General features: G+C 71.6%; 18 protein-coding genes. 10 read left to right on the plus strand and 8 right to left on the minus strand.

The features are described from left to right. Positions 1-20 precede the first annotated feature (20 nt). The gene (locus tag GVL03_RS01250; protein WP_235037976.1) at positions 21-512 is read left to right on the plus strand and encodes a shikimate kinase; all 492 of its coding nucleotides are present in this window, start codon (positions 21-23) and stop codon (positions 510-512) included. Further along, complete coding sequence (aroB, locus tag GVL03_RS01255; protein WP_159498691.1) at positions 509-1,594, plus strand: 3-dehydroquinate synthase; 1,086 nt, start codon at positions 509-511, stop codon at positions 1,592-1,594. The genes GVL03_RS01250 and aroB overlap by 4 nt, the downstream gene beginning before the upstream one ends. A gap of 34 nt (positions 1,595-1,628) precedes the next feature. Here aroB and GVL03_RS01260 read toward each other — a convergent pair whose 3' ends face one another. Further along, entirely contained in the window at positions 1,629-2,945 is a 1,317-nt protein-coding gene (locus GVL03_RS01260; protein WP_159498693.1) for an MFS transporter, read from the minus strand. 12 nt (positions 2,946-2,957) lie between these two features. Then, positions 2,958-3,836, minus strand: coding sequence for a shikimate dehydrogenase (locus GVL03_RS01265; RefSeq protein ID WP_159498695.1), 879 nt, complete (start codon positions 3,834-3,836; stop codon positions 2,958-2,960). A gap of 151 nt (positions 3,837-3,987) precedes the next feature. Between GVL03_RS01265 and GVL03_RS01270 the strand changes: the two genes are divergently transcribed. The 8 genes from GVL03_RS01270 (at position 3,988) to GVL03_RS01305 (ending at position 17,357) form a co-directional block, all read left to right on the plus strand. Next, positions 3,988-5,823 carry a bifunctional sugar phosphate isomerase/epimerase/4-hydroxyphenylpyruvate dioxygenase family protein gene (locus GVL03_RS01270; protein ID WP_159498697.1) on the plus strand — a complete coding sequence of 612 codons (1,836 nt, stop codon included), beginning with the start codon at positions 3,988-3,990 and terminating at the stop codon, positions 5,821-5,823. Then, positions 5,820-6,275, plus strand: a complete 456-nt coding sequence (locus GVL03_RS01275) for a type II 3-dehydroquinate dehydratase (RefSeq protein ID WP_159498699.1) — start codon at positions 5,820-5,822, stop codon at positions 6,273-6,275. The genes GVL03_RS01270 and GVL03_RS01275 overlap by 4 nt, the downstream gene beginning before the upstream one ends. 82 nt (positions 6,276-6,357) lie before the next feature. Beyond that, the gene (efp, locus tag GVL03_RS01280; RefSeq protein ID WP_159498701.1) at positions 6,358-6,918 is read left to right on the plus strand and encodes an elongation factor P; all 561 of its coding nucleotides are present in this window, start codon (positions 6,358-6,360) and stop codon (positions 6,916-6,918) included. A gap of 17 nt (positions 6,919-6,935) precedes the next feature. After that, a complete protein-coding gene (nusB, locus tag GVL03_RS01285; RefSeq protein WP_159498703.1) occupies positions 6,936-7,346 on the plus strand; it encodes a transcription antitermination factor NusB in 411 nt (136 codons plus the stop codon). A 105-nt stretch (positions 7,347-7,451) separates the two neighbouring features. Beyond that, positions 7,452-9,029, plus strand: a complete 1,578-nt coding sequence (locus GVL03_RS01290) for a Rieske 2Fe-2S domain-containing protein (protein ID WP_159498705.1) — start codon at positions 7,452-7,454, stop codon at positions 9,027-9,029. Positions 9,030-9,173: 144 nt separating this feature from the next. Further along, complete coding sequence (locus GVL03_RS01295) at positions 9,174-14,696, plus strand: glutamate synthase-related protein (protein WP_159498707.1); 5,523 nt, start codon at positions 9,174-9,176, stop codon at positions 14,694-14,696. Beyond that, positions 14,693-16,414: a sulfite reductase flavoprotein subunit alpha gene (locus GVL03_RS01300; RefSeq protein ID WP_159498709.1), complete on the plus strand. Its 1,722-nt coding sequence runs from the start codon at positions 14,693-14,695 to the stop codon at positions 16,412-16,414. The genes GVL03_RS01295 and GVL03_RS01300 overlap by 4 nt, the downstream gene beginning before the upstream one ends. 1 nt (position 16,415) lies before the next feature. Next, positions 16,416-17,357: a hypothetical protein gene (locus GVL03_RS01305; protein ID WP_159498711.1), complete on the plus strand. Its 942-nt coding sequence runs from the start codon at positions 16,416-16,418 to the stop codon at positions 17,355-17,357. Between the two features lie 93 nt (positions 17,358-17,450). On the opposite strand, the gene GVL03_RS01310 is transcribed toward GVL03_RS01305, so the two are convergent. The 6 genes from GVL03_RS01310 to mvk are packed head-to-tail and all read right to left on the minus strand — an operon-like array spanning position 17,451 to position 23,890. Then, on the minus strand, positions 17,451-18,599 hold the full coding sequence (locus tag GVL03_RS01310) for a hydroxymethylglutaryl-CoA synthase (protein WP_159498713.1): 1,149 nt from the start codon (positions 18,597-18,599) through the stop codon (positions 17,451-17,453). Beyond that, the gene (locus GVL03_RS01315) at positions 18,596-19,708 is read right to left on the minus strand and encodes a hydroxymethylglutaryl-CoA reductase (RefSeq protein WP_159498715.1); all 1,113 of its coding nucleotides are present in this window, start codon (positions 19,706-19,708) and stop codon (positions 18,596-18,598) included. Before GVL03_RS01315 ends, GVL03_RS01310 begins: the two co-directional genes overlap by 4 nt. Then, positions 19,698-20,798, minus strand: coding sequence for a type 2 isopentenyl-diphosphate Delta-isomerase (fni, locus tag GVL03_RS01320; RefSeq protein ID WP_159498717.1), 1,101 nt, complete (start codon positions 20,796-20,798; stop codon positions 19,698-19,700). Before fni ends, GVL03_RS01315 begins: the two co-directional genes overlap by 11 nt. Further along, positions 20,788-21,891 (minus strand): phosphomevalonate kinase, encoded by a 1,104-nt coding sequence (locus GVL03_RS01325; protein ID WP_159498719.1) that lies wholly within the window; start codon positions 21,889-21,891, stop codon positions 20,788-20,790. Before GVL03_RS01325 ends, fni begins: the two co-directional genes overlap by 11 nt. Next, positions 21,888-22,856 (minus strand): diphosphomevalonate decarboxylase, encoded by a 969-nt coding sequence (gene mvaD, locus GVL03_RS01330; protein ID WP_159498721.1) that lies wholly within the window; start codon positions 22,854-22,856, stop codon positions 21,888-21,890. The genes GVL03_RS01325 and mvaD overlap by 4 nt, the downstream gene beginning before the upstream one ends. After that, on the minus strand, positions 22,853-23,890 hold the full coding sequence (gene mvk / locus GVL03_RS01335) for a mevalonate kinase (RefSeq protein WP_159498723.1): 1,038 nt from the start codon (positions 23,888-23,890) through the stop codon (positions 22,853-22,855). The genes mvaD and mvk overlap by 4 nt, the downstream gene beginning before the upstream one ends. Positions 23,891-23,921 lie beyond the last annotated feature (31 nt).

Genomic DNA, 23,921 nt, shown 5'->3' on the forward strand with positions numbered 1-23,921 from the left:
CGGTGGTGCTCGTCGGACCCATGGGCGCGGGCAAGACCAGCATCGGCAAGCGCGTCGCACGCGCGCTGGGCGTGGGGTTCACCGACACCGACGCGCTCGTCGTGCGCGAGCACGGCCCCATCCCGGATCTGTTCCGCGCCCACGGCGAGGAGCATTTCCGCACGATCGAGCGCGCCGCCGTCCAGCGCGCACTCGCGGCGGGCGGCGTGGTGTCGCTCGGCGGCGGCTCGGTGCTCGATCCGCGCACGCGCGCGGATCTGCGCGCGCATCGCGTGGCGTTCCTGACCGTCACGCCGCAGGTCATCGCGCACCGCATCGCGGGCGGGGCACGGCCGTTGCTTCGCGGGGGAGACCCCGTCAAGGAGTGGGCTCGGATCTTCGCGGAGCGGAGGCCGCTCTACGAGGAGGTCGCCGACGCCGTGTTCGACACGTCCCGCGGTCCGCTCTCCGACGTGGTCGACAGCATCGCGACCTGGGCGCAGTCCGCCGTCCCGAGAGGAGCCTCCGCATGAGCGAGACGACGATCATCGCGGTCGCCGGTGAGCCGGGCTACGAGATCGCGATCGGTCGCGACATCCTGGCCCGCGTCGAGGATGCGCTGGCACCGACCGTGCGCAAGGTCCTCGTGGTGCATCCGCCGACCCTCACCGAGCGGGCGGGCGTCCTCCGCGAGCGGCTGATGGCCGACGGTACGCGGGAGGTGCTGCTGGCCGAGATCCCCGACGCCGAGCAGGGCAAGCGCATCGAGGTCGCGGCGTTCTGCTGGCAGGTCATGGGACAGGCGGACTTCACCCGCACCGACGCGGTCGTCGGGTTCGGCGGCGGCGCCGTGACGGACCTCGCGGGCTTCGTCGCGGCCACCTGGCTGCGGGGCATCCAGGTCGTCCAGGTGCCGACCACGGTGCTCGGGATGGTCGATGCGGCGGTCGGCGGGAAGACCGGTGTGAACACCGCCGAGGGCAAGAACCTCGTCGGGGCGTTCTGGGCCCCGCGCGCGGTCGTCTGCGATCTGGGTCTGCTCGACTCGCTCTCGCAGAACGAGGCGACGGCCGGGTTCGCGGAGGTCGTCAAAGCCGGGTTCATCTGGCACCCCGAGATCCTCGAGCGCATCGAGGCGGAGCCGGAGGGCATCGTCGATCCCGCGTCCGCGTCGTTCCGTCGCTGCCTCGAGCTCGCGATCGACATGAAGGCCAGGGTCGCGGGCGAGGACTTCCGCGAGGCGGGACTGCGCGAGGTGCTGAACTACGGGCACACCCTCGGCCACGCGATCGAGCACGCGGAGCGCTATCGCTGGCGTCACGGCGCCGCGGTCTCGATCGGCATGGTCTACGCCGCCGAGCTCTCGCGGCTGGCGGGCCGGCTCTCGGACGAGACCGCCCAGCGCCACCGGGACGTGCTCACCTCGCTCGGTCTTCCGACGACGTACCGCGCGGGTGCGTGGCCGACGCTGCTCGCGACCATGCAGCGCGACAAGAAGGCCCGCGGCGGGATGCTGCGTTTCATCGTTCTCGACGACGTCGCGCGTCCCACCGTGCTGCAGGCGCCGGACGAGTCGCTCATGTTCGCGGCGTACCAGGAGCTCGCGCAGCAGTGAGGCCCCGCCGGAGCGAGGCCTCACGCGGTGCCGCTCAGGCGGGGACGGGTGCGCGCTCGGCCCGGACCCCGAGCTCCGGGGTGGGCACGCTCTTCGTCTCTCGCGCGGTGAGCGCGCTGATCGCGGCGATGAGCGAGATCACGGCGGTGAAGATGCTGACCACGACCCAGCCGCCGTCTGCGACGCCGCCGAGCGCGGCCACGATGCTCGGCGCGAAGCCGGCCATCAGGAAGCCCAGCTGCGTGCCGATCGCCATGCCCGAGAAGCGCACGCGCGTGCTGAACATCTCGCCGTAGAACGACGGCCACACGGCGTTCGCGGCCGCGTAGCCGCACGAGAACGTGAGGATGGCCAGCGCGAAGGTGAGCACCGTGTTGCCGCCGCTCATCGAGAGCATGTAGAACGGCATCAGCGCCGCCGATGACAGGGCGCCGTAGATGAAGACGGGCTTGCGGCCGATGCGGTCGGCGAGCCAGCCGAAGAAGGGCTGGGTGCCCAGGGCCACGATGTTCGCCACGACGACGAGCCACAGGGTGAGGCTCTGCGCCAGGCCGACCTCCACGCCGTAGGCGAGCGCGAGGTTGCCGAAGACCGTCGAGACGGCCGCGATGAACGCGCAGCAGATGACCCGTAGCACGTCGCGCCAGTGGTCGCGCAGGAGCGGGATCAGAGGCATGCGGGCGATCGTGCCCTCCGCCTTGGCCTGCTCGAACTCCGGCGTCTCGTGGAGGCTGCGCCGGATGAAGAAGGCGACCAGCACGACGACCGCGCTGAGCCAGAACGGAACGCGCCATCCCCAGCTGAACTTGATCTCGTCGGGAAGGGCGACGACCGGGATGAAGATGAGGGCCGCGAGGATCTGGCCGCCCTGCGTCCCGGTGAGGGTCCACGACGTGAAGAACGACCGTCGATCGTCGGGGGCGTGCTCGAGGGTCAGCGACGACGCCCCGGCCTGCTCGCCGGCGGCGGACAGTCCCTGCAGGAGACGGCAGATCACGAGCAGGATCGGCGCGAGCCAGCCGATCTGCTCGAACGTCGGCAGACAGCCGATCACGAAGGTCGAGACGCCCATCAGCAGCAGGGTGAACATGAGCACCTTCTGGCGGCCGATGCGGTCGCCGAAGTGCCCGAGGATCACCGCCCCGAACGGGCGAGCGATGTAGGCGAACCCGAAGGTCGCGAACGACATCACGAGGGCAGCCTGGTCTCCCGACGGGAAGAAGATGACGGGGAAGATGAGGGCGGCGGCGGAGCCGAACAGGAAGAAGTCGTAGTACTCGACGGCGCTGCCCATGAAGCTGGCGACAGCTGCCTTCACGGGAGTCTTCCGCGGCGTTGCGGTGGTGGTCATCGAAGTCTGCTCCTATCGGACGAGGACGTCGTCGGGGGTGACGAGGTCGTGGAAGTGTCGGATCATGCGGTCGGGATCCGGGCGGCGCCCGGTGATGAGCTCGAAGGCGTCGACGGCCTGGTAGACCGCCATCCGCCCGCCGTCGAGGGTGGCGCAGCCCGCGCTCTTGGCGCGGGACAGCAGTTCGGTCACGAGGGGCCGGTAGACGATGTCCGCGACCCAGAGGTCCGCGCGGAGCAGATCGGCGGGGAACGGGAGGCCGGGGTGGGCCGCCATGCCGGTGGGCGTGCAGTGCACGACCCCCGCGGAGCGCCCGATCGCCGCCGGAAGCTCGTCGATCGGCGCCGCGGTGATCCGTGCGTCGTGGCGGGCGGTCAGCTCGGCGGCGAGCTCGCGGGCGCGCTCCCGGTCGAGGTCGACGACGGTGAGCTCGCGCACGCCGAGACGCAGCAGGGCGTCCGCCACGGCGGAGCCGGCACCGCCCGCCCCCAGCTGGGTGACGCGGTCGAGAGCGGCCTGCGGCATCCCTGCGCGGAACGCGCGTTCGAAGCCGGTCGTGTCGGTGTTCGAACCGATGCGCCCCTCGGGGGTGAACCGGACGGTGTTCACGGCGCCGAGGGCCGCGGCGATCGGGTCCACCCGGTCGAGATGGTCGATGACCCGGCGCTTGCAGGGATGGGTGACGTTCACGGCGTCGTAGCCGAGCCGTTCGCACCAGGCGAGGATATCGGGCAGATCGTCGGGGGACAGGCCGAGCTCGGTGATGTCGATCGGACGGTAGAGGTAGGGGATGTCGAGTGCCGCGGCCTCCGCCATGTGCATGGACGGGGTCAGCGACGGCGTGACCCCGCTGCCGATGAGGCCGACGAGATAGGGGCGTTCTCCGCTCACGGGCGACTCCTTCGTGTACGCGTTCCTCAGCGAGCGCGTGATCCCGATATGTACTAACTGGTACGTGCATCATGGAGGACGACACGATCCGTGTCAACTCCGGCCGAGCTGACCCTGGTCCGCGAATGTACCGTGTGGTACATTCGCGGCGATGAAGACGTCGATCGCGACCGTGTGCCTGAGCGGGACCCTCGCCGAGAAGCTGAGGGCGAGCGCCGCCGCGGGCTTCGACGGCGTCGAGATCTTCGAGCCCGACCTGGTCGCGGCGCCGGAGAGTCCGCAGGAGCTGCGGGCACTCGCCGCGCGCCTCGGCCTCACGATCGATCTGTATCAGCCGATGCGCGACGTCGAGGGCGTCGACGAGGAGACCTTCGGCGAGGTGCTGCGCCGGGCCGAGGCGAAGTTCGTCCTCATGAAGACGCTCGGCGCCGATCTCGTCCTCTGCTGCAGCAACGTGGCCACCGCGACGATCGACGACGACGAGGTCAGCGCGGCCCAGCTGCGACGGCTCGGGGACATCGCCGCGCGATACGGCATCCGCATCGCCTATGAGGCGTTGGCGTGGGGCCGGTACGTGGACGACTACCGCCGTTCCTGGCGGATCGTGGAGCTCGCGGACCACCCGGCGGTCGGTGTGTGCCTCGACTCGTTCCACATCCTCTCCCGGGGACACGACCCGGCGGGGATCGAACGGATCCCCGCCGAGAAGATCTTCTTCCTGCAGCTCGCGGACGCGCCCACGCTGTCGATGGACGTGCTGTCGTGGAGTCGGCATCACCGGCTCTTCCCGGGGGAGGGGAGCTTCCCGCTCGGCGACCTCGTCGCCCACGTCGTCCGCACGGGATACGACGGCCCCTGGTCGCTCGAGGTCTTCAACGACACGTTCCGCCAGACGGATCCCGACCGCACCGCCGTGCACGCGCGCCGGTCACTGCGCCATCTGGAGGACGCCGTCGCGCGACGACTGGGGGCGCAGGCGCCAGCCTCGCTGACCGCGCTGACGGAGGCGGGCCAGCCGCGCGACATCGACTTCGTGGAGATCAAGGCCGAGGACACCTCGCAGGTCGAGGCGCTGCTCGAGCTGGCCGGCTTCGTGCCGCGGGGCCGTCACCGCACCAAGCCCGTGACGCTGTGGACATGCGGACGCGCCCGCGTCGTGCTCAACGAGCAGCACGCCCGGGGGCTGGCATCGCACCTCTCCGCGTTCGGGGTGGCGATCGACGACCCCGCCACCCTCACCGCGCGCGCAGACGAGCTCGGCACGCCGCGCGCGTACCGCCGGACGTATGCGACCGAGCAGTCGCTGGACGCAGCGCTCGCGCCGGACGGCACGGAGCTCTACTGGGCGGCGGATGCCCTCGACGAGCCGGCCTGGGTGCGCGAGTTCGAGCACGGCACGACGCGCGTCGCGGGGGCGGTGGACCGCGTCGACCACATCAGCCTGACGCTGCCGTGGCAGGTCATCGAGGAGTCGGTGCTGTTCTACCGGTCGGTGCTGGGCCTCAGCGTCACCGGAACGACCGATGTGCCGGGCCCGCAGGGACTCATGCGCAGCCGGGTCATGAGCAGCACGGACCGGTCGGTGCGGCTGCCGCTCAACGTGGCGCCGCCCGCGACGGTCGAGCGTGGTCATGCGGCCGGGCTCGCCCAGCACGTCGCGTTCGCCTGCTCCGGGATCGAGGATCTCGCGCGCGCGGCCCGGGTGCGCGGTCTCGACGTGCTCCCGATGCCCGACAACTATTACGACGACCTCGCCGCGCGGTTCCCCCTCCCGCCCGAGCGGCTCGCGCTCCTGCGGGAGCTCGATCTGGCCTACGACCGCGACGAGGCGGGCGAGTACCTGCACTTCTACACCCGCACGGTCGGCGAGGTGTTCTTCGAGTTCGTCGAGCGCCGCGGCGGCTACGACGGCTTCGGCGCGGGCAGCGCGCCGGTGCGGCTGACAGCGCAGGGGGCGGGCGTCCGGCCTGGTAGCGTGCGCTCGTGAGCTCCCACCGCATCCTCCTGGTCAACGGCCCGAACCTGAACCTCCTGGGCACCCGCGAGCCCGGGATCTACGGCACTGGCACGCTCGCCGACGCGGAGCGCCTCGTCGAGGAGACCGCCGGCGCGCACGGCTTCGAGGTGCGCGCCGTGCAGAGCAACCACGAGGGCGTGCTCCTCGACGCGATCCACGCCGCTCGGGAGGACTGCGCAGGCATCGTGATCAACCCGGGCGGGCTCACCCACACCTCGGTCGTGCTGCGCGACGCCCTCAGCGGTGTCGGCCTGCCGGTCGCCGAGGTGCACATCTCCGACGTGTACGCGCGGGAGGATTTCCGCCACCACTCGTACGTCCGCGACGTCGCGGACGTGCACGTGATCGGCGAGGGCATCCCCGGCTACGGCGTCGCCGTGGAGCGCCTCATCCGCGTCATCGCCGGCCACGCCGACGGCTGACCCCGCGCGCCGCCCCCGCGGACTAGAATCGGTGCTCGGGCCGTACGGACCCGACCGCAGACGAAACGGAAAACTCGACACCATGGCATCCACCGCAGACATCAAGAACGGCGTCGTCCTCAGCATCGACGGGCAGCTCTGGAGCGTCGTGGAGTTCCAGCACGTCAAGCCGGGCAAGGGCGGCGCGTTCGTGCGCACGAAGCTCAAGAACGTGATGACCGGCAAGGTCGTCGACAAGACCTTCAACGCCGGTGCCAAGGTCGAGATCGAGAACGTCGACCGCCGCGACTTCACCTACCTCTACAACGACGGCGAGGGCTTCGTCTTCATGGACGTCGCCGACTACGACCAGCTCACCGTGCAGGCCGCCACCGTCGGCGACAGCGCGAACTTCCTGCTCGAGAACCAGCAGGTGCAGATCGCCCTCAACAACGGCAACCCGCTGTACATCGAGCTTCCGGCATCCGTCGTGCTCGAGGTCACCTACACCGAACCGGGTCTGCAGGGCGACCGCTCCTCGGCCGGCACGAAGCCCGCCACGCTCGAGACCGGGTACGAGATCCAGGTGCCCCTGTTCCTCGAGACCGGCACGAAGGTCAAGGTCGACACCCGCACGGGCGACTACCTCGGCCGCATCAGCTGAGGCGACCGAGCCCACACATGAGTGCCCGCAGTAAGGCGCGCAAGCGCGCCCTCGACATCCTCTTCCAGGCCGATGTGCGTGGCGACGACGTCGCCGTTATCCTCGCGGCCGAGGCGCAGCGCGCGGTGAGCGAGCCCGCGCGGCAGGCTTCCTGGCTGTACGCCCGCGACATCGTAGACGGCGTGATCGACCACCGCGACGAGATCGACGAGCAGATCGTCACCCACGCGCGGGACTGGAAGCTGGAGCGGATGCCGGCCGTCGATCGCGCGGTCCTCCGCATCGGCGTGTGGGAGGCGCTCTACAACGACGAGGTGCCGGTGGCCGTCGCGATCGACGAGGCGGTGGAGCTCGCCAAGGAGTTCTCCACCGACGAGGCGGGCGCCTTCGTGCACGGCGTCCTCGCCCGGATCGCGCGCTCCGGCTGATCCGGGAGTCCTCGCGCCCGCGATCGCCCCGCCGGGGTATGCACGGCGACGTTCGCTCGACACTCAGCACCCGCTGCCTAGACTCGGATGCGGAAAGGACCCCTCATGCGCATCACGGGCCTCGGACACGCGGGCATGTTCATCGAGACCGCGGGCGGCAGCATCCTCTGCGACCCCGTCGTCGGTCCGTCCTTCTTCGGATCGTGGTTCCCGTTCCCGGACAACCGCGGACTCGACTGGGAGCGTTTCGGCGCGGCGGACTTCCTGTACGTCTCGCACCGGCACCGCGACCACTTCGACCCGCGCCTGCTCGATCGCTACGTGCGCAAGGACATCCCGGTGCTCTTGCCCGACTACCCGACAGACGATCTCGAGAAAGACCTGCGCGCTCTCGGCTACGAGAACATCGTCCACACCGAGGCCGGCGTGCCGATCGAGCACAATGGCGTGCGGATCATGGTGACCCCGCTGCGCGCGCCGAGCGACGGTCCGATCGGGGACTCGTCGCTGAGCGTCGACGACGGCACCGCGTCGGTGCTGAACCAGAACGACTCGCATCCCCTCGATCTCGAGCGGCTGCTGTCCTTCGGGAGGCCGGACGCCTACTTCACCCAGGTCTCGGGAGCGATCTGGTGGCCCATGGTCTACGACCTGCCTCAGGACGCGAAGCAGAGCTTCGCGCGCCTCAAGCGTGAGGCGCAGAACAAGCGCGCTCTCTACTACATCGACAAGGTGGCGGCCGAGCACGTGTTCCCGATGGCGGGTCCGCCCATGTTCCTGCGCGACGAGCTGTTCCGTTACAACGGAACGGGCCTCAACGACGACTCGATCTTCACGGATCAGGCGCAGTTCCTCGCCCACATGGCGGAGCGGTCGCCCGACCAGAAGGGACATCTGTTCCTGCCCGGGACGCAGGTCGAGCTGAACCATGGTGAGCTCGTCGTGTCGCAGACGCTCTACACGGATGCCGAGATCGACCGCATCTTCTCGGACAAGTGGGCATATCTCGAGCAGCAGCGGGCCGGCCGTCAGGATGAGATCGCCGCGGAGGTGTCGCGTCGCGCGCCGGTGCTGGAGCCTGCGGAGATCCTCGCCGCGCTCAAGGATTGGTGGGAGCCGCTGTTGCGTCGCGCACGCACGATCCGCAACGGCGTGGGCGGCAACGTGCGCTTCCGGATCGGTGAGCTGGACATGGTGGTCGACTTCCCGAAGGCGAAGGTGCGCGAGTACGCCGGGGAGGAGTGCGTCTACTGGTACACGATCCCCGCCGACCTCGTCTCGACGAACATCGCCGACCACGAGATCGACTGGTCGAACTCGATCTTCCTGTCGATGCAGTTCGAGGTCGGTCGCAGCGGCAAGTTCAACGAGTTCCTCACGACCTTCCTGAAGTGCCTGTCACGGGACCGCATCGAGTACGTCGAGAACTGGTACGCCGAGCAGTCCGACCAGACCGAGGACACCGAGATCGGGGAGTGGGTCGTGCAGCGTCGTTGCCCGCACCTGCGGGCCGACCTCTCGAAGACCGGCAAGATCGAGGACGGCGTGCTCACCTGCAGTCTGCACGACTGGAAGTGGGATCTCGCCTCCGGCCGCTGCCTCACGACCCAGGGGCACCCGATCCGGTCCTACCGCGTGGACGAGGCCGTGCGCACGAGCGAGGACGCCGCCGTCGGGGCATGAGCATGCCACTCGACTCTTAGGTAAGGCTGCCCTTAACATGGGGATGTCGCGATCAGCAGACGCGGCATCCACTGACGCGGGGTCCCGCGCCCGCGCCCGGGCCGCCTCCGCTGCGCTCGGCACGTCCGGGACCCGGGAGCCTCCATGCCGCACCACCGTCACGGTCTCTACGACCCCCGCCTCGAGAAGAGCGATTGCGGTGTCGGGTTCATCACCCGAAAGGACGGCGTGCAGAGCCACGAGGTCATCCTCCGTGGCGACGAGGCGCTGCGGGCCATCCCGCATCGCGGCGGCATGTCCGCCGAGGGCGTCGGCGACGGAGCCGGGGTGAGCATCGACCTGTCGGTCGCGTTCTTCAGCGCGCTGACCGGCGAGGCCCTCGCCGCCGGCGGCTTCGGCGTCGGCAACTTCTTCCTGCCGGTCGACGACGCGCAGGACGCCGCCGCCCGCGCGATCGTCGACGAGGCGCTGCGAGTCGAGGGGCTCGAGGTGCTCCTCACGCGCGAGGTGCCCGTGGACGCGTCCGTGCTCCGGCCCGGTGCCGCGCACTACCAGCTGCCGATCGTGCAATGGGTGTTCCGCGGACCCGATGGGGCCGGCGATCGGCCGACGCTCGACCGCGCCGCGAACCGCGCGCTCCTGCGGATCGAGGCGGCGGCCTTCACGACGCCGGAGCTGGCCGGCCTCTACCCCCTCTCGCTCGGCGCGCGGACGCAGGTCCTGAAGGGGCGCCTGAACGCCGGCGAGGTGATCTCCTACTTCCGCGATCTCGGCGACCCGCGGCACGCGGTACGCTCCCTCTACTTCCACACGCGCTTCTCGACCAACACCGAGCCGCACCCGAGCATGGCCCAGCCGTTCCGGCTGATGGCGCACAACGGCGAGCTCAACACCGACCGCAAGAACCGGATCTCGGACGAGGCCCTCGCCGGCGCCCGGCGGCGCCGGATCGTGCGACCGCCCGGGCAGTCGGACTCCAGCCGCCTCGACCAGACGCTGCAGAGCCGGCTGTTCGACGATGGTCTCGACCTGGTCGAGGCCGTCGTCTCGCTCATGCCGCCGGCATGGGAGAACGACGCATCGCTTCCGTCTGCCGTGCGCGACATGCTCGAGTACTTCTCCCTCTACGAGGAGAAGAACGACGGTCCCGCGGCGCTCATCTTCAGCGACGGCGACGTGATCGGCGCGCGTCTGGACCGCCTGGGCCTGCGGCCGCTGCGCACCGTGGAGACCGCCGACCACCTGATGGTCTCGTCGGAGGCCGGGCAGGTCGTGTTCCCCGACGACGAGGTCGTGCACCGCGGCCGCATCGAGGCGGGCGGCATGCTGTATCACGATCATCGCACCGGCCAGACGCTCCGCACGGCGCAGGCGCTCGCCGTCCTCGCCGCGCACCGCGACTACTCCGCGCTCCTCGACGCCGCACGGGTCGAGCTCGACTCGTTGCCCGCCCCGGAGTACTCCCGCACGACGTCGACCCTCGGCTACGAGGGCGATCTGACGCTCGCCGGCAGGTACGTCGCCTATTCGCTCAACCAGGAGAGCTTCCGGTTCATGATGGACCCGATGCTCGCCGACGGCACCGAGCGGATCAGCGCGATGGGCTACGGCAATGCCATCAACGCGCTCTCCGACCGCGAGGGCGGGATGGCGAAGTACTTCTCGCAGCGCTTCGCCCAGGTGACCAACCCGCCCCTCGACTCGATCCGCGAGGCGGACGGCATGAGCATGCGCGTCGCGCTCGGGGCCAAGCCCGACGGCGGGGCGGGGCACCGCATGCAGATCGTGCTGTCCTCACCGATCCTCGGCCACCTCGACATGGTGCGCCTGCGCGAGCAGCGCCTCGTGCCGCTGCGCCGCTTCGACATGCTCTTCACGCCCGATGCCACGGATGCGGAGCGCAACGCCGCCGCCCTGGTGCGGGCCCTCGACACGCTCTGCGACGAGGTCGCGGCGTTCGCCGGGGAGGACGGCGGCATCGCGGTGCTCAGCGACCGCGGCGTCTCCTGCGAGCGCGCTCCGCTCCCGCTGCTGCTCGCCGTCGCCGCCGTCTCGCAGCGGCTCATCGACGAGGGGCTCCGCCTGCGCATCTCGCTCGTCGCGGAAAGCGGTCAGCTGCCGTCGTCGCACCACATCGCCGCGGCCCTCGGGTTCGGCGCCTCGGCCGTCTACAGCCTCAGCGCGAGACTGCGCGCCGAGGAGAAGCATCCGGCCGCCGCGGCGCCCGCGGGGGAGTACACCGAGACAGATCGCGCCTTCGCCCGCTTCCGGAAGGCGGCGGAGAAGTCGCTCGCCAAGACGATGGGCCGCGTCGGGCTCTGCACCGTCGAGAGCTACATCGGCGGCGAGTTCTTCGAGCCGAACTACCTCGACACCGCGGATCCGGTGCTCGCACGCTGCTTCCCGCACATGGACGCCCCCGTCGGCGGGGTGGGGTTCTCCCGCATCGCATGGGCCGCCGCGCAGTGGCACGCCCGCGCGCTCGTGGTCGCCGGCGAGAGTGACGTCCCGCTGCTCGGACTGTTCAAGGAGCGCTCCGAGGGCGCCGGGCACTCGTTCGGCACCGCGGCGGTGCGCGGTTTCGCGCAGCTGACCGAGGAGTCCACGCCGTTCGGGCGGAGCGACGACGACGAGGCGCTGCGCAGACTGACACTCGGCCAGCTCGACGACGCGTTCGGTCTGACCGACGCCGCATACGCCCACACCGGGTTCACGGCGCTCACCCCCGCCCAGATCGACGAGTTCGCGATGACCGCGGGGTACCGGGAGTTCCTCGAGACCACCCGCACCGAACGCGCTCTCCGGCCGGCCGCGCTCCGCGACGTGCTCGGGCTGCCGGCGGATGTCGCGGGGCTGCGCACGAGCGCCGAGTTCGGTGCCGAGCTCGCGCGCTTCTCGGAGACGGGCAACGACAGCATCCTCGTGCGGGGTCTGCGGATCGCGGAGGAGGACGGCGAGGTCTTCGTGGTCGAGCTCACGGACGCCGCGTCGGCCGACGCCGCCCGCTATGCCGCCTTCGCCGAGTTCGTGGCGGGGCACGGCCCCGGCGGGCTGCGCCGCTGGAGGATCGACGCCGACGGCCTGCGCCTCGAGGCGATGGGGGCGACGGCCGTGTTCCTGCGGCTTCTCCGGGCCGCGCCCGACAGCGTGCCGCTCCACGAGGTGCAGCCCGCGCACGAGGTCACGCGAGCGCTCGCGTCCGGGGCGATGAGCCACGGGGCGCTGGTCGCGACCGCGCACGAGTCCGTCGCGCACGGCACGAACATGGTCGGGGGCATGTCGAACTGCGGCGAGGGCGGCGAGCACATCTCGCGCTACGGCACCATCCGCGGCTCGCGCATCAAGCAGTTCGCGTCGGGCAGGTTCGGCATCTGGGCCGGGTACCTCGCCGATCCGATGCTCGAAGAGCTGGAGATCAAGATCGGACAGGGGGCGAAGCCCGGCGAGGGCGGTCAGTTGCCCGCGGCCAAGGTCACGGTGGACATCGCGGCCGCGCGCGGCGGGACCCCCGGCGTCGAGCTCGTCTCTCCGCCGCCGCACCACGACACGTACTCCATCGAGGACCTCGCCCAGCTCATTCACGACTGCAAGGCCGCCCGCGTGCGGGTCGTCGTCAAGCTCGTCTCCTCCGAGGGGGTCGGCACGATCGCGGTCGGCGTGGCAAAGGCCGGCGCCGACGTCATCAATGTCGCCGGCAACACAGGCGGAACGGGTGCCGCCGCGGTGACGAGCCTGAAGTATGCCGGGCGCTCGGCCGAGATCGGCGTGGCCGAGGTGCATCAGGCGCTCGTCGCCAACGGCCTCCGCGACAAGGTCGCGCTCCGCTGCTCGGGCGCGCATCAGACCGGCAGTGACGTCGTCATGTCCGCGCTCCTCGGGGCGGACAGCTTCGAGTTCGGCACGACTGCGCTGATGATGCTGAAGTGCGTGATGGCGAAGAACTGCAACGTCGCGTGCCCTGCGGGGCTGACCACCAACGCGGAGGCCTTTGACGGCGACCCCCGCGCCCTCGCCCAATACCTGCTGAACATCGCGCACGACGTCCGCGGCATCCTCGCACGACTGGGGCTGCGCTCCCTCCGCGAGGCGCGCGGGCGATCCGACCTCGCGCAGCTCCTCGAGCACCCGGCCAGTGTCGGACGCCTCGATCTGCGCGCCATGCTCGCCGTCGTCCCGGAACGCCACGTCGCCGATCCGGTGTACCTGGAGAAGGACTACGCCGTCGACGACTCGCTGCTGCCCGCCGTCCGGGCCGCACTCGTCGACGAGGGACGCACGCACGTGTCGATCGGTGCGGTGCCCGTGCGCAACAGCGACAAGTCGATCGGCGGGCAGCTGTCGATCGACATCGAGCGGATGCTGAACCACGAGCTCGATCCCGAGCTGCTCCGGAGCCTTCCCGCCGTCCGCGAGGACGAGCGCGGCCGGCGACGGTTCGAAGAGGAGGCGGTCCGCATCCGGACGACCGGATCGGCCGGCCAGTCGTACGGGGTCTTCTGCAACGACGGGGTCGTGCTCGAGCACACCGGCACGGCGAACGACGGTGTGGGCAAGAGCCAGACCGGAGGCCGGATCGTCGTGAGGACGCCCGGCGGCGGCTCGGACACGCCCGGCGGCAACGTGCTCATCGGCAATTTCGCCCTCTTCGGGGCGACCGGAGGGCGCACGTTCGTGCAGGGCGAGGCGGGCGACCGGTTCGCGGTGCGCAACTCCGGCGCGACCGCGGTCGTCGAGGGCGTCGGGGACTTCGCGTGCGAGTACATGACCAACGGCGCGGTGCTGAACCTCGGCACGGCCGGAAAAGGTCTCGGCAACGGCATGAGCGGCGGGTTCCTCTACCAGTACGACCCGACCGGCACGCTCCGCGAGCGGGTCAGCCGGGACTCGCTCCTGGTGCTCCCGATCACCGACCCGGCGCACGGAGCGTTCCACGAGGACGCCGCGCGGCTCCTGCTCACCTGGCACGCGGAGGCGACCGGGTCATCGCTCGCCCGGCGACTGCTCGCGGACTGGGAGCAGACGCGCCGGCACGTCTTCTGCGGGATGCCGCGGGCGCTGCTGCTGACCCAGGACGCCGACGCCATCCTCGCCGCGACCGGTCGCAGACAGCTGCTCGACGAGCTCGCGCGGTCGGTGGCGACCGAGAAGCTGCGCTCCCTCAAACAGAACTACCGCGAGGGGCGCCTCGTGCTGTCCGGCCGTGCGCCGCGGATGGGAGACGCCTCGGCCGACATGTTCGAGCTGCTGTCGTCGTACACGGTGCTCAACGTCGCGCACGAGCTCGCACAGCAGCGGGTGCCGGGGGCCGCCGGGCCTGACGATCCCCGGGTGCAGGACGTCGCCCGCAGGCTCGTGCTGACGGAGGACTTCTTCGTCATGAACAAGACCATGAAGTACCTGCGCGAACGGCTCGACCCTCTCGCCGACGACGAGCTCGCGACGCTCGTCGCCTCCCGGCGTCTCGCCGACTACACCCGGTCGTTGGAGCTGCGGAACGTCCGTGGGATCGATGCTCCGGGCACGTACGGCTGGATTCTGCACCAGCTCGCCAAGAACGCCGCGCGTACCGATCGTGCACGGTTCGACGAGCTGCTCACGCGGTCCGCGCTCGATGACCTGGCCTCCGTGGCGGGACGCCTCACGCGCCCCGCGGAGGTGGCGTCGTGAGCGGCCTCGCTCTTCCCGTGGACGCGCCCTTCAGCTCGGCGCAGCAGGCCTGGATCGAAGGGTTCCTGATCGGTCTGACGGTCGGTCGCGAGGACGCCGGCATCGCGACCGACGCGGCGACGACCACCCTCGACGTGCTGTACGGCAGCCAGACCGGCACCAGCGAGATGCTCGCCGAAGAGCTCGCCGCCGCCGCACGGACGCGGGGCACAGCTGTCCGCTTGACCGCCCTCGACGAGGTCGACCTCGCGCGCCTGCCGGAGATGGACCGGGTGCTCGTGATCACCTCGACCTACGGCGAGGGCGAGATGCCCGACAACGCCGAGCTGTTCTGGGAGTCCTTCGAGGCCGACACCGCCCCGCGGCTGGAGGGCGTGGAGTTCGCGGTGCTCGCCCTCGGCGACAGCGGCTACGACGGATTCTGTCAGGCCGGGAGACTCCTCGACCTGCGGTTCGAGCAGCTCGGAGCGACCCGCATCCTGCCCCGGGTCGACTGCGACGTCGACTTCGAGGAGCCGGCCGGCCGGTGGCAGGCGGAGACGCTCGCCCTGCTCGCCCCGGGAGGCACGGATGACCCGTCGCGCGGCGCGTCCGCCCCTTCCGCCCGCCGACGGCCGCCGTGGAGTCGGCGGACGCCCTTCGGATCGCGGGTCGCCGTCAATCGCGTCGTGTCGGGCCCGGGCAGCGCGAAGGAGATCCGGCACGTGGAGCTCGCCCTCGGCGACAGCGGCATCGAGTACCACGCCGGCGACGCGCTCGCGGTCGTGCCCACGAACGACCCGGTGCTGGCCGATCTGCTGCTCGAGCGCCTGGATCTCGACGCCGAGCTCGACGTCGCCGGCACCGTCCTCGGGGAGCGTCTCCGCCGCGACTGGGAGATCTCCACGCCCTCGCGCGAGCTGGTCGCGCTGATCGCGGAGCGCGACCCCGCCGGCGAGCTCGCCGAGCTCGCCGGCCGCGAGCAGCGCGACGCCCTCGAGCACTGGCTGTGGGGAAAGGACGTGCTGGACCTGCTGGCCCTCTCGCCGCACGTGCGGATCGGCGCGGACGAGCTCGGCGACGTGTTCCGCCCGCTCCAGCACCGGGCCTACTCGATCTCGTCCAGCCCGCTCGAGAGCCCCGACCGCATCCACCTCACCGTCGCCGTGGTGCGCCACGGGACGGACCGGCCGCACCACGGCGTCTGCTCCACGTTCCTCGCCGATCGTGCGGGGGAGGGCGAGGTCGGCATCTTCCTGCAGCCGAACGCGGCCTTCCGCGTGCCCGACGACGATGCCCCCATGATCATGGTGGGCCCGGGAACCGGCATCGCCCCGTTCCGCGGATTCCTGCAGGAGCGCGCGGCCCGGGGCGCAACGGGGCCCAACTGGGTCTTCTTCGGCGACCAGCATCGGGCCACCGACTTCATCTACAGGGAAGAGCTGGAACGGTTCCGGGAGAGGGGCGTCCTCACCCGGTTGGACCTCGCGTTCTCCCGGGATCAGGCCGAGAAGGTGTACGTGCAGACACGCATCCGCGAGAACGCGCGGGAGCTGTACGACTGGCTCGAGGACGGCGGCTCGTTCTACGTCTGCGGCGACGCGTCACGGATGGCGAAGGACGTCGATCGCGCGCTCGTCGAGGCGGTCGGGGCGTCCCGCGGGCTCGGCGAGGACGACGCCCTCCGATACGTGGCCGACCTGAAACGCGACAGACGATACGTGAGGGACGTGTACTGAGATGAGCACGCACGACGAGCACGGCTCCGGTCGCGCGCACGACGACCACGAGGCCTGCGCCGCGGCAGACGGCGCGCGCTGCGCGAACTGCCGGGCAGGACGCATGCTCACCGCCCGACGGGTGTCGGCCGCGATGGACGAGGTGCTGGGCAGCCTGCCCCTGCTCGAGCGTCCCGCCGCGGTGACGGCCAACGCGGTCGCTCGGATCACCCAGATCGGCGTGTACGCCGCGCCCTCCCGTCCGGGCGAGCCCATCCACTGGGCGGAGGGCCGCACGACGTTGCGCCTGCACGCGGATGCGGTCGTCGCCGCGTTCCTCACCGAGCCCGCGGGGCAGGGGGACGGGCCGCCCGCGCTCCGCCTCGTCGGTCCCGGGGACGCGCCCGCGCACCAGTGCCACGCCCTGCTCGACGCGGATCGCCTCGCGCTCGACGGACTCGCGCGTGCTCCCGAGGAGGAGGGGGCGCCGCGGACCGCCGTCGTACCGCCGCTGCCGGTCCCGGTCGACGACGGCTCCGACCAGCTCGGCCGCATCGATGCGCTGCTGACCCGGCCCCGCGCCCCGTACGTACCCCACCGGCACATCGACCCGGACGTGCTGCCCGCGCTGTTCGAGCACGCCTGCGCGGTCGGGCTCGCCCTCGGCGCCGCGGTGCTGTCGGGGTGCGCGTTCCACGGGACGCAAGGCGACCTGCACTCGGTCGCGCGGATGGAGGGCATCACGACCGTCACGATGACCGACGCGACGGTCGAGCTCGACCTCGCGGCCGTCTCCTCGTGCCTGCTCGTCCGCTCGCACGCGGCCCACGGCCCGACCAGCGCGCTCGAGCTCTACGACGGAGAACACCGCTGCGTCGCGATGATCAGCCAGTTCGGCCTGGTCGACGCCGGTGTCCACGCCGCCTGGGAGGAACTGACGGAGTCCCTGCCCGACGTCGCGTGATCGGCCGTCCCGGCCCGCCGCCCCTCGTCTCGGAGCGTCGCTCCTCGCCCAGGACCCGCGAGCGCAGCGAGACGAAGCGTGAGGACTTTCGGGTCAGCTCCGGTATCGCCGCGCCCGACCTCGGATGCCGGCGAAGTGGAACCGGGTGCGGGTCTCCGGGGCGATCTCCACGTCGTGCGTGCTGCCGAGGTGTGCGGCGGCGTGCAGCTCGCGGTAGCGGGCGACGCTCACCGGCTCCCGCGCGTCCAACTGGGCCTGCGCCCCGCGGCGGTGCTCGCGATAGTCGGGGCCGACGACACCGGTGAAGAACTCGCTGACGCTCCCGGAGCCGTAGCTCAGGAAGCCGATCCGCCGCCCGGCGAGGTTGTCGTCGCCGTCGAGCAGCGCGGCGAGCCCGGCGTAGAGCGACGCCGTGTACGAGTTCCCCATCCGCCGGTTGTAGGCGGTGCTCGTCTCGTAGCGGTCGGCGGGAAGGTCCACGCCAGTGTGCTCGGCGAGGCGCCGGTGCGCCTTCGCCGCCATCCGGGTGAACGGCTGGTGATGACAGAACCGCCCGATCGCATCGATGTCCGCGCCGCCGCGGGCGCGGTAGTCGTCCCACGCCGCGGTGAAGCCGTCGAGGTAGGCGTCTATCGAGAGCTTGCCGTCGACCACCGCGGTGACGCTATCGTTCGGCCGCCAGAAGTCGTCGACGTCGGCGGTGTCGACACCGACGACCGGTTCGATCTCGACGAGCGCAGGATCGGCGGAGACGAGGAACGCGACGGCACCGGCGCCCTGGGTGGGCTCGGCCGCCGTGTCGACCTCGTAGCGGGCGATGTCGCTCGCGATCACGAGGACCTGCTCGCCGGGGTTGCGCGCCACGATGCCGATCCCGGCCTGGAGCGCTGCGGTCGCCGCGTAGCACGCCTGCTTCAGCTCGACCGCGCGGCAGGCGGCGGGCAGCTCGAGCAGCCGGTGCGCGAACACGGCCGCGGACTTGGACTGGTCGACGCCCGACTCGGTGGCGAAGAAGAGCGTGCGGATGCGGTCGCGTCCGTGCCGTTCGAGGATCGGCAACGCCGCCGCCGCGCCCATCGTGACGATGTCCTCGTCGGGGCCGGGGACGCTCATCTCATCCTGACCGAGCCCGATGCGGTACTTGTCGGGGTCCACCCCGGTCGCCGCGGCGAGGTCGGCGAGGTCGAGGACGTAGCCCGTCGTGGCGAGCGAGAGGTCGTGGATGCCGATCGGCGTGGTCATCGGGCGGCCTCCGTACGGCGTTCGAGGATCAGGTGCGAGGCCATCAGCTCACCGGGGTTCGTCTGCGCGGACAGGAGCGACAGCTCTCCGCACAGCACGGTCGCGGCGATGAGCGCGGCCAGACGCCGCGCGTTCCCGCCCGGCTCGCGCTCCTCGCGGCAGCCGAGACGTTCGAGGGCGGCTTCGATCCCGGGCAGGTCCTTGCCGTTGCCGACGGTGCCGACGATGAGGTTCGGCAGTGTGCACGAGAAGTACAGGTCGCCGTCGTCGCGAACCTCGGCGTAGGTGATGCCCTGCGAACCCTCGACGATGTTGGCGGCGTCCTGCCCGGTGGCGAGGTAGAACGCGAGCAGCATGTTCGCGTAGTGCGCGTTCGCGGAACGCAGTGCCCCGGCGATCGTCGACCCGACGAGGTTCTTCCGGGTGTTCAGCTCCACGATGCGCGCGGCGCTCGAGCGCAGCTGCGCCGCCACGATCTCGGCGGGGACGAGGATCTCGGCGATCACGTTGCGCCCACGGCCCAGGATGCCGTTGACCGCGGTCGCCTTCTTGTCGGAACAGTAGTTGCCGGAGATCGAGCCGTATTCGAGCTCCGGATGCCAGGCGAGGATCGTCGCCATCAGGGACTCGGCCGCGAGCGTCACCATGTTGTGCCCCGAGGCGTCGCCCGTGGTGAGGGCGAACCGCACGAAGAGCAGATTGCCGACGATCTCGGTGTCGAGGTCGATCAGCCTCGCGTGCCGGCTCCGGGCCGACACGACGGCAGCGAGCTCGTCGGTGCGGGCGTCGATCGCACGGGCGGCGCGGACGGCCTGCGCGGCCGTCTCGGCCACGAAGAGCGAAGAGCGGGTCATCCGCTCGTCGACGACGGTCACCCGGATGCCGTCCGGCACGAGACGGGACACACGGGCTCCGCGCCCGACCGACGGCCACAGGGGCGTCTCGTAGGTCGCGAGCGGGACCTCCTGCTCGCCGGTGACGTCGCCGGTCAGCCGCAGGGGGCCGACCCAGCTGGTCGGAACGGGGGTGAAAGCGTCGGCGACCGCGGGTCGCTCACCGTCCGGGAGGACACGGAGATCCTCCCCGGGGAGTTTCGGGTCAGCGGTCATGCCGGCTCCTCTCGGGCGTCGGGGCGGCGTCCGAGCGGCGCGCCCATGCGGTGATATCGATGTCGCGGGTCGCGCAGAAGCGGGCGGTGCGGCCGTCGATGACGAGATCGGTCGATACGAGGGCAGCCGGGCTCTCCGCGCCGAGCACGGCGAGGAGAGCCCGGGTGTGCGTCGTCCATTCGCGCAGACGCACGACGAGGGCGTCCACGCCGCCCTCGAGCACGGCGGCCAGGAACGTCCCGGAGACGCCGACCGCGCGGGCGCCCAGCGACAGTGCGCGCACGACGTCGAGGGGCGTGCGCACGCCGCCGGACGCGAGCAGCACGGGCGCGGGATCGGGAGCGTCCAGAAGGCACTCGACGGCGGACTGCCCCCAGCCCGCGAGGTAGCCGAAGTCGCCGCCGGGACGCCGCGCGTTCTCGATGCGCACGAAGTCGGTGCCGCCGCGTCCCGACACGTCGGCGTAGGCGATGCCGAGGTCGTGCAGGCGGGTCAGCGTCCGCGCGCTCAGCCCGAACCCGACCTCCTTGACGACGACCGGCACCTCGACGGCGGAGCGGATGGCCTCCAGAGACGCGGGCCAGCTCGAGAAGCGGCGGCTGCCCTCGGGCATGACCGTCTCCTGCACGCTGTTCAGATGCACCTGGAGGGCGTCGGCGCCGAGAGCGTCGACGGCCCGGCGCGCGTCGTCCGCGCTCCGTTCCACGCCGACGTTCGCCCAGACCACGCCGGTCGGGTTCTCGTCGCGCAGCACCCGGAAGGTGGGCAGGAGCGATGGATCGTCGAGCGCCGCGCTCAGCGACCCGGAGGCGACGGCGACGCCGGTCTCCCGGGCGGCGATCGCGAGGTCGCGGTTGATCCGCCCAGTCGCGGCGCTGCCCCCGGTCATCGCGTTGATGTGGAACGGCACGCGCCAGCGGCCACCGGCGACCTCGACGCCGAGATCGACCCGATCCGCATCCGTGCCCGCGAGGGCATGGTGCACGAACGCGATGTCGTCGAACCCGTTGCGGACGGCCGGCTCGACCTGCTGCGCCGCCGCGAGCCGGACGTGGTCGTCCTTGCGCCGGCCCGCTCCCTCAGCGCCCATGCGCGTATCCCTCGGGCGGGTGCACGGAGATCGTGAGATGGCGGATGTCGTGGGCCTCCCAGATGCGCAGCATCCCCGGGACGTCGGCGTCGGCCGGCGCCAGCACGATCCCGCAGTCGCCGCCGCCGGCGCCCGAGGGCTTTCCGGCCGCGCCGAACGACTCGGCGACGTCGCAGAGCGCGGCCAGCGCCGGCGTCTCGATCGACACCCCGGACTCCGTGCCGAGTCCCTGGAGCAGGCGTCGGGCACGCCGGACGCCTGCGAGGATCGTCGCGTCGTCGCCGGCGTCGAGAGCACTCCAGAGGTCGCTCACGCACGCACGCGAGTCGAGGAGGAACGCGGGGTGATCGATCGCCCCCGCGCGGGCACGCCGGCCGACCTCGTCGACGAGGCGTTCGGTCGAGGCGGGGGCGCCGGTCCAGCCCACCACGAAGGCGAGCTGCTCCGGCGGGGGAAGGCGCCGGATCTCGAGTCCGTCCCACGCCTCGGACCGCAGCAGATCCACGACCCGGTCGTTCGCGCTGCGTCGCCGCAGCAGTGCGCGGTCGGGGGAGCGGTAGCCGATCCATCCGCCGAACGTGCTCGCGGCGAGGTCGCCGCCGGAGGCGGTCGGCGCCACCTGGATCGTCGCGAGGAGGGCGAGCTTGAAGAGCTCGGTGCGATCGAGGCCGAACCGGTAGAACTCGTCGATCGCGCGCACGGTGGCCACGGTCACGGCAGCCGACGATCCGAGGCCGAACTTGCGGCCGGAGACGTCGTCGAGCCCGCTGTCGATCCGCAGGTCGAAGAAGCGGGGGGCCAGTCCGAGCTCCGCCCGGAGCCGTTCGGCGATCGTGATCGCCGCGAACACGTAGTCGTAGGGATGGTGCTCGCGGTCGATCGTCAGGCCGTCCTCGCTGCGCGTCCAGAACAGCGGCATCCGCCCGTACTCGGGCGAATGGATGCTGCCCGCGCCGACGCTCTCGGTGAGGCCCACGGTCAGATACCGGTCCACGGCGACGAGCACGGACGGCTCGCCGGGCGAGACGACCGCGTACTCGCCGGCGATGAAGAGCTTGCCGGGTGCCCGTGTCGAGATCGTGCCCGCCGTCATCGGGGCACCCGCTCGAGCACCTGCAGTCCGGGTCCCGGGTGCGCGGTCACGGTCTCGGCTAGCCCGGCGATCTCGGCAGCGACCGTCGTCGCGTCCTCGGGCCGGGTGAGGACCACGACGTTGGGTCCCGCATCCGCGGTCGCGTAGGCGCCGATGCCCCGCTCGCGCAGCGCCGCGATCCGGTCGAAGATCTCGACGCTCGCGGGGGAGAGATAGCGCAGCGGCGGATCGCAGGCCTGGATCACCGCGTGCATGCGGAGCGCGTTCGTCTCGGCGATCCGGCCGAGGCGCTCGACGTCTCCCGCGGCGCAGGCGGACAGTGCCGATTCCAGGCTCTGCCGGGTCGATGACACCCACGCCGGATAGAACGGCGAGGTGAGCACGGTGCGACGCATCGCCTCGCGGCTGGACACCGCCTTCTCCCGGCAGTCGACCATCGTCACGACCATCGCGAGATCGGGTGCCGGCACCTGCTCCGCGAACGACGTCTCGTCGTCCGTTCCGGCGTGCCAGACGGCGAAGCCCGGGATCACCGAGCGGGAGGCCGAGCCCGAGCCGCGTCGGGCGAGGCGGCTGAGGCCGCGCTCGTCGAGATCCAGGCCGTACGCCGCAGCGGCGGCGCCGGCCAGGGCGGCGAACCCCGAGGCCGACGAGGCCAGGCCGGCCGCGGACGGCACCGTGTTGACGGTCTCCACCCGCGCGTGCGCGGCGGACCCGGATGCGGCCCGCACGAGGTCGAGGAACCGCTCGACGCGCTCGCGGGGCACACCGTCGCGCTCCTCGCCGCCGAGCACGAGCAGGTCGCGGGCGAGAACCGGGTCGACGGTCACCGTCGTGGTCGTCGGGAACACGTCGAGCGTCATCGACAGGCTGCCGGTGGCGGGCAGGTTCGCCGAGGCGTCGCGTTTGCCCCAGTACTTCACGAGCGCGATGTTGGGATGCGCGCGGGCGATGGCGTGGGTCATCGGGTCCTCTCCACAGTGGTGATCCAGACGTCGGCGGCTCCTGCGGTGCGCAGGGCGTCCACGAGCGGGCCACCGTGCGCACCGCCTCTTGCGAGCGCGAGGACGCACCCGCCCCGGCCTCCGCCGGTGAGTTTCGCGCCGGCGGCGCCGGCGGCGAGTGCGGTCTCGACGAGCGCGTCGAGCGCGGGGTCGCCGACGCCGAGGTCGTCGAGCAGCGCGTGGGCGAGCGTCATCCGGGCACCGAGGGCGTCGACGTCCCCGCGCGCGAGGTCCGCGCGCGCGGCCGCGGCCTGCGCGCCGAGATGGCGGATCAGGTCGCCCGCCCGCTCGGGCTCGCGGGCGTGCAGATCCCGCACGCCCGCGACCGCCTCGCCGGTGCGTCCGCGCACCCCGGTGTCGGCGACGACGAAGACGAGGGGTGCGCCCACCGGCACGCTGTCGACCCGTCCGCGGTCGAACCAGATCGGTCCGCGCGCGCGGACCGCGCGGGCGTCGAGCCCGCTGGGCGTGCCGTGTGCGGCGCGTTCGGCCGCCTGCACGAGCTCGTGGTGCGTCGCGTCGTCGAGCTCTTCGTCGAAGGCGGCGGCCACGGCGCCGACGATGGCCGCGGCGACAGCCGCGCTCGAGCCCACGCCGCGTTCGGCGGGGATGTCGCTGCGGACGCGCAGCCGTACGCCCTCGTCGGCGGTGCCGACCGTGGCGAGGACGGCGGATGCGGCGGTCGCGGTGGGCAGGAGGCGGTCGGGGGCGAAGCGGAGGGGTCCGGTGTACAGGTCGCTCTCCAGCCAGGTCTCGCCCTCGGTGCGCTCGGCCTCGGCGCGGGCCGTCAGCGCGGTGACGGGAAGGGCGATCGCGGGGTGACCGTAGACGACGGCGTGCTCGCCGAACAGGATGGCCTTGCCCGAGGCCCTGCCGATGCCGACGACGCCCGCCGCGGGGCCGATCGAGCCGACGACGGAGCGCGCGGTCCCGTCCGGATGCGGACGCCGCGGATCGGGCGCGGCAGCGCCACGGATGTCGGTGGAAGTGGGCATGGAACTGAGGCGAGCCTAACAGGGCCCGGCG

The sequence above is a fragment of the Microbacterium sp. 18062 genome, from assembly GCF_902706225.1.
GTDB lineage: Bacteria > Actinomycetota > Actinomycetes > Actinomycetales > Microbacteriaceae > Microbacterium.

Bases quoted from the DNA above. Each gene is read 5' to 3' on its own strand.
- nusB (WP_159498703.1), top strand. From the start codon at position 6,936: ATGAGTGCCCGCAGTAAGGCGCGCAAGCGCGCCCTCGACATCCTCTTC.
- GVL03_RS01325 (WP_159498719.1), bottom strand. From the start codon at position 21,891: ATGACGGCGGGCACGATCTCGACACGGGCACCCGGCAAGCTCTTCATC.
- efp (WP_159498701.1), top strand. From the start codon at position 6,358: ATGGCATCCACCGCAGACATCAAGAACGGCGTCGTCCTCAGCATCGAC.
- GVL03_RS01290 (WP_159498705.1), top strand. From the start codon at position 7,452: ATGCGCATCACGGGCCTCGGACACGCGGGCATGTTCATCGAGACCGCG.
- GVL03_RS01250 (WP_235037976.1), top strand. From the start codon at position 21: ATGGGCGCGGGCAAGACCAGCATCGGCAAGCGCGTCGCACGCGCGCTG.
- aroB (WP_159498691.1), top strand. From the start codon at position 509: ATGAGCGAGACGACGATCATCGCGGTCGCCGGTGAGCCGGGCTACGAG.
- fni (WP_159498717.1), bottom strand. From the start codon at position 20,798: ATGGGCGCTGAGGGAGCGGGCCGGCGCAAGGACGACCACGTCCGGCTC.
- mvk (WP_159498723.1), bottom strand. From the start codon at position 23,890: ATGCCCACTTCCACCGACATCCGTGGCGCTGCCGCGCCCGATCCGCGG.
- mvaD (WP_159498721.1), bottom strand. From the start codon at position 22,856: ATGACCCACGCCATCGCCCGCGCGCATCCCAACATCGCGCTCGTGAAG.
- GVL03_RS01310 (WP_159498713.1), bottom strand. From the start codon at position 18,599: ATGACCACGCCGATCGGCATCCACGACCTCTCGCTCGCCACGACGGGC.
- GVL03_RS01315 (WP_159498715.1), bottom strand. From the start codon at position 19,708: ATGACCGCTGACCCGAAACTCCCCGGGGAGGATCTCCGTGTCCTCCCG.
- GVL03_RS01270 (WP_159498697.1), top strand. From the start codon at position 3,988: ATGAAGACGTCGATCGCGACCGTGTGCCTGAGCGGGACCCTCGCCGAG.
- GVL03_RS01295 (WP_159498707.1), top strand. From the start codon at position 9,174: ATGCCGCACCACCGTCACGGTCTCTACGACCCCCGCCTCGAGAAGAGC.
- GVL03_RS01260 (WP_159498693.1), bottom strand. From the start codon at position 2,945: ATGACCACCACCGCAACGCCGCGGAAGACTCCCGTGAAGGCAGCTGTC.
- GVL03_RS01305 (WP_159498711.1), top strand. From the start codon at position 16,416: ATGAGCACGCACGACGAGCACGGCTCCGGTCGCGCGCACGACGACCAC.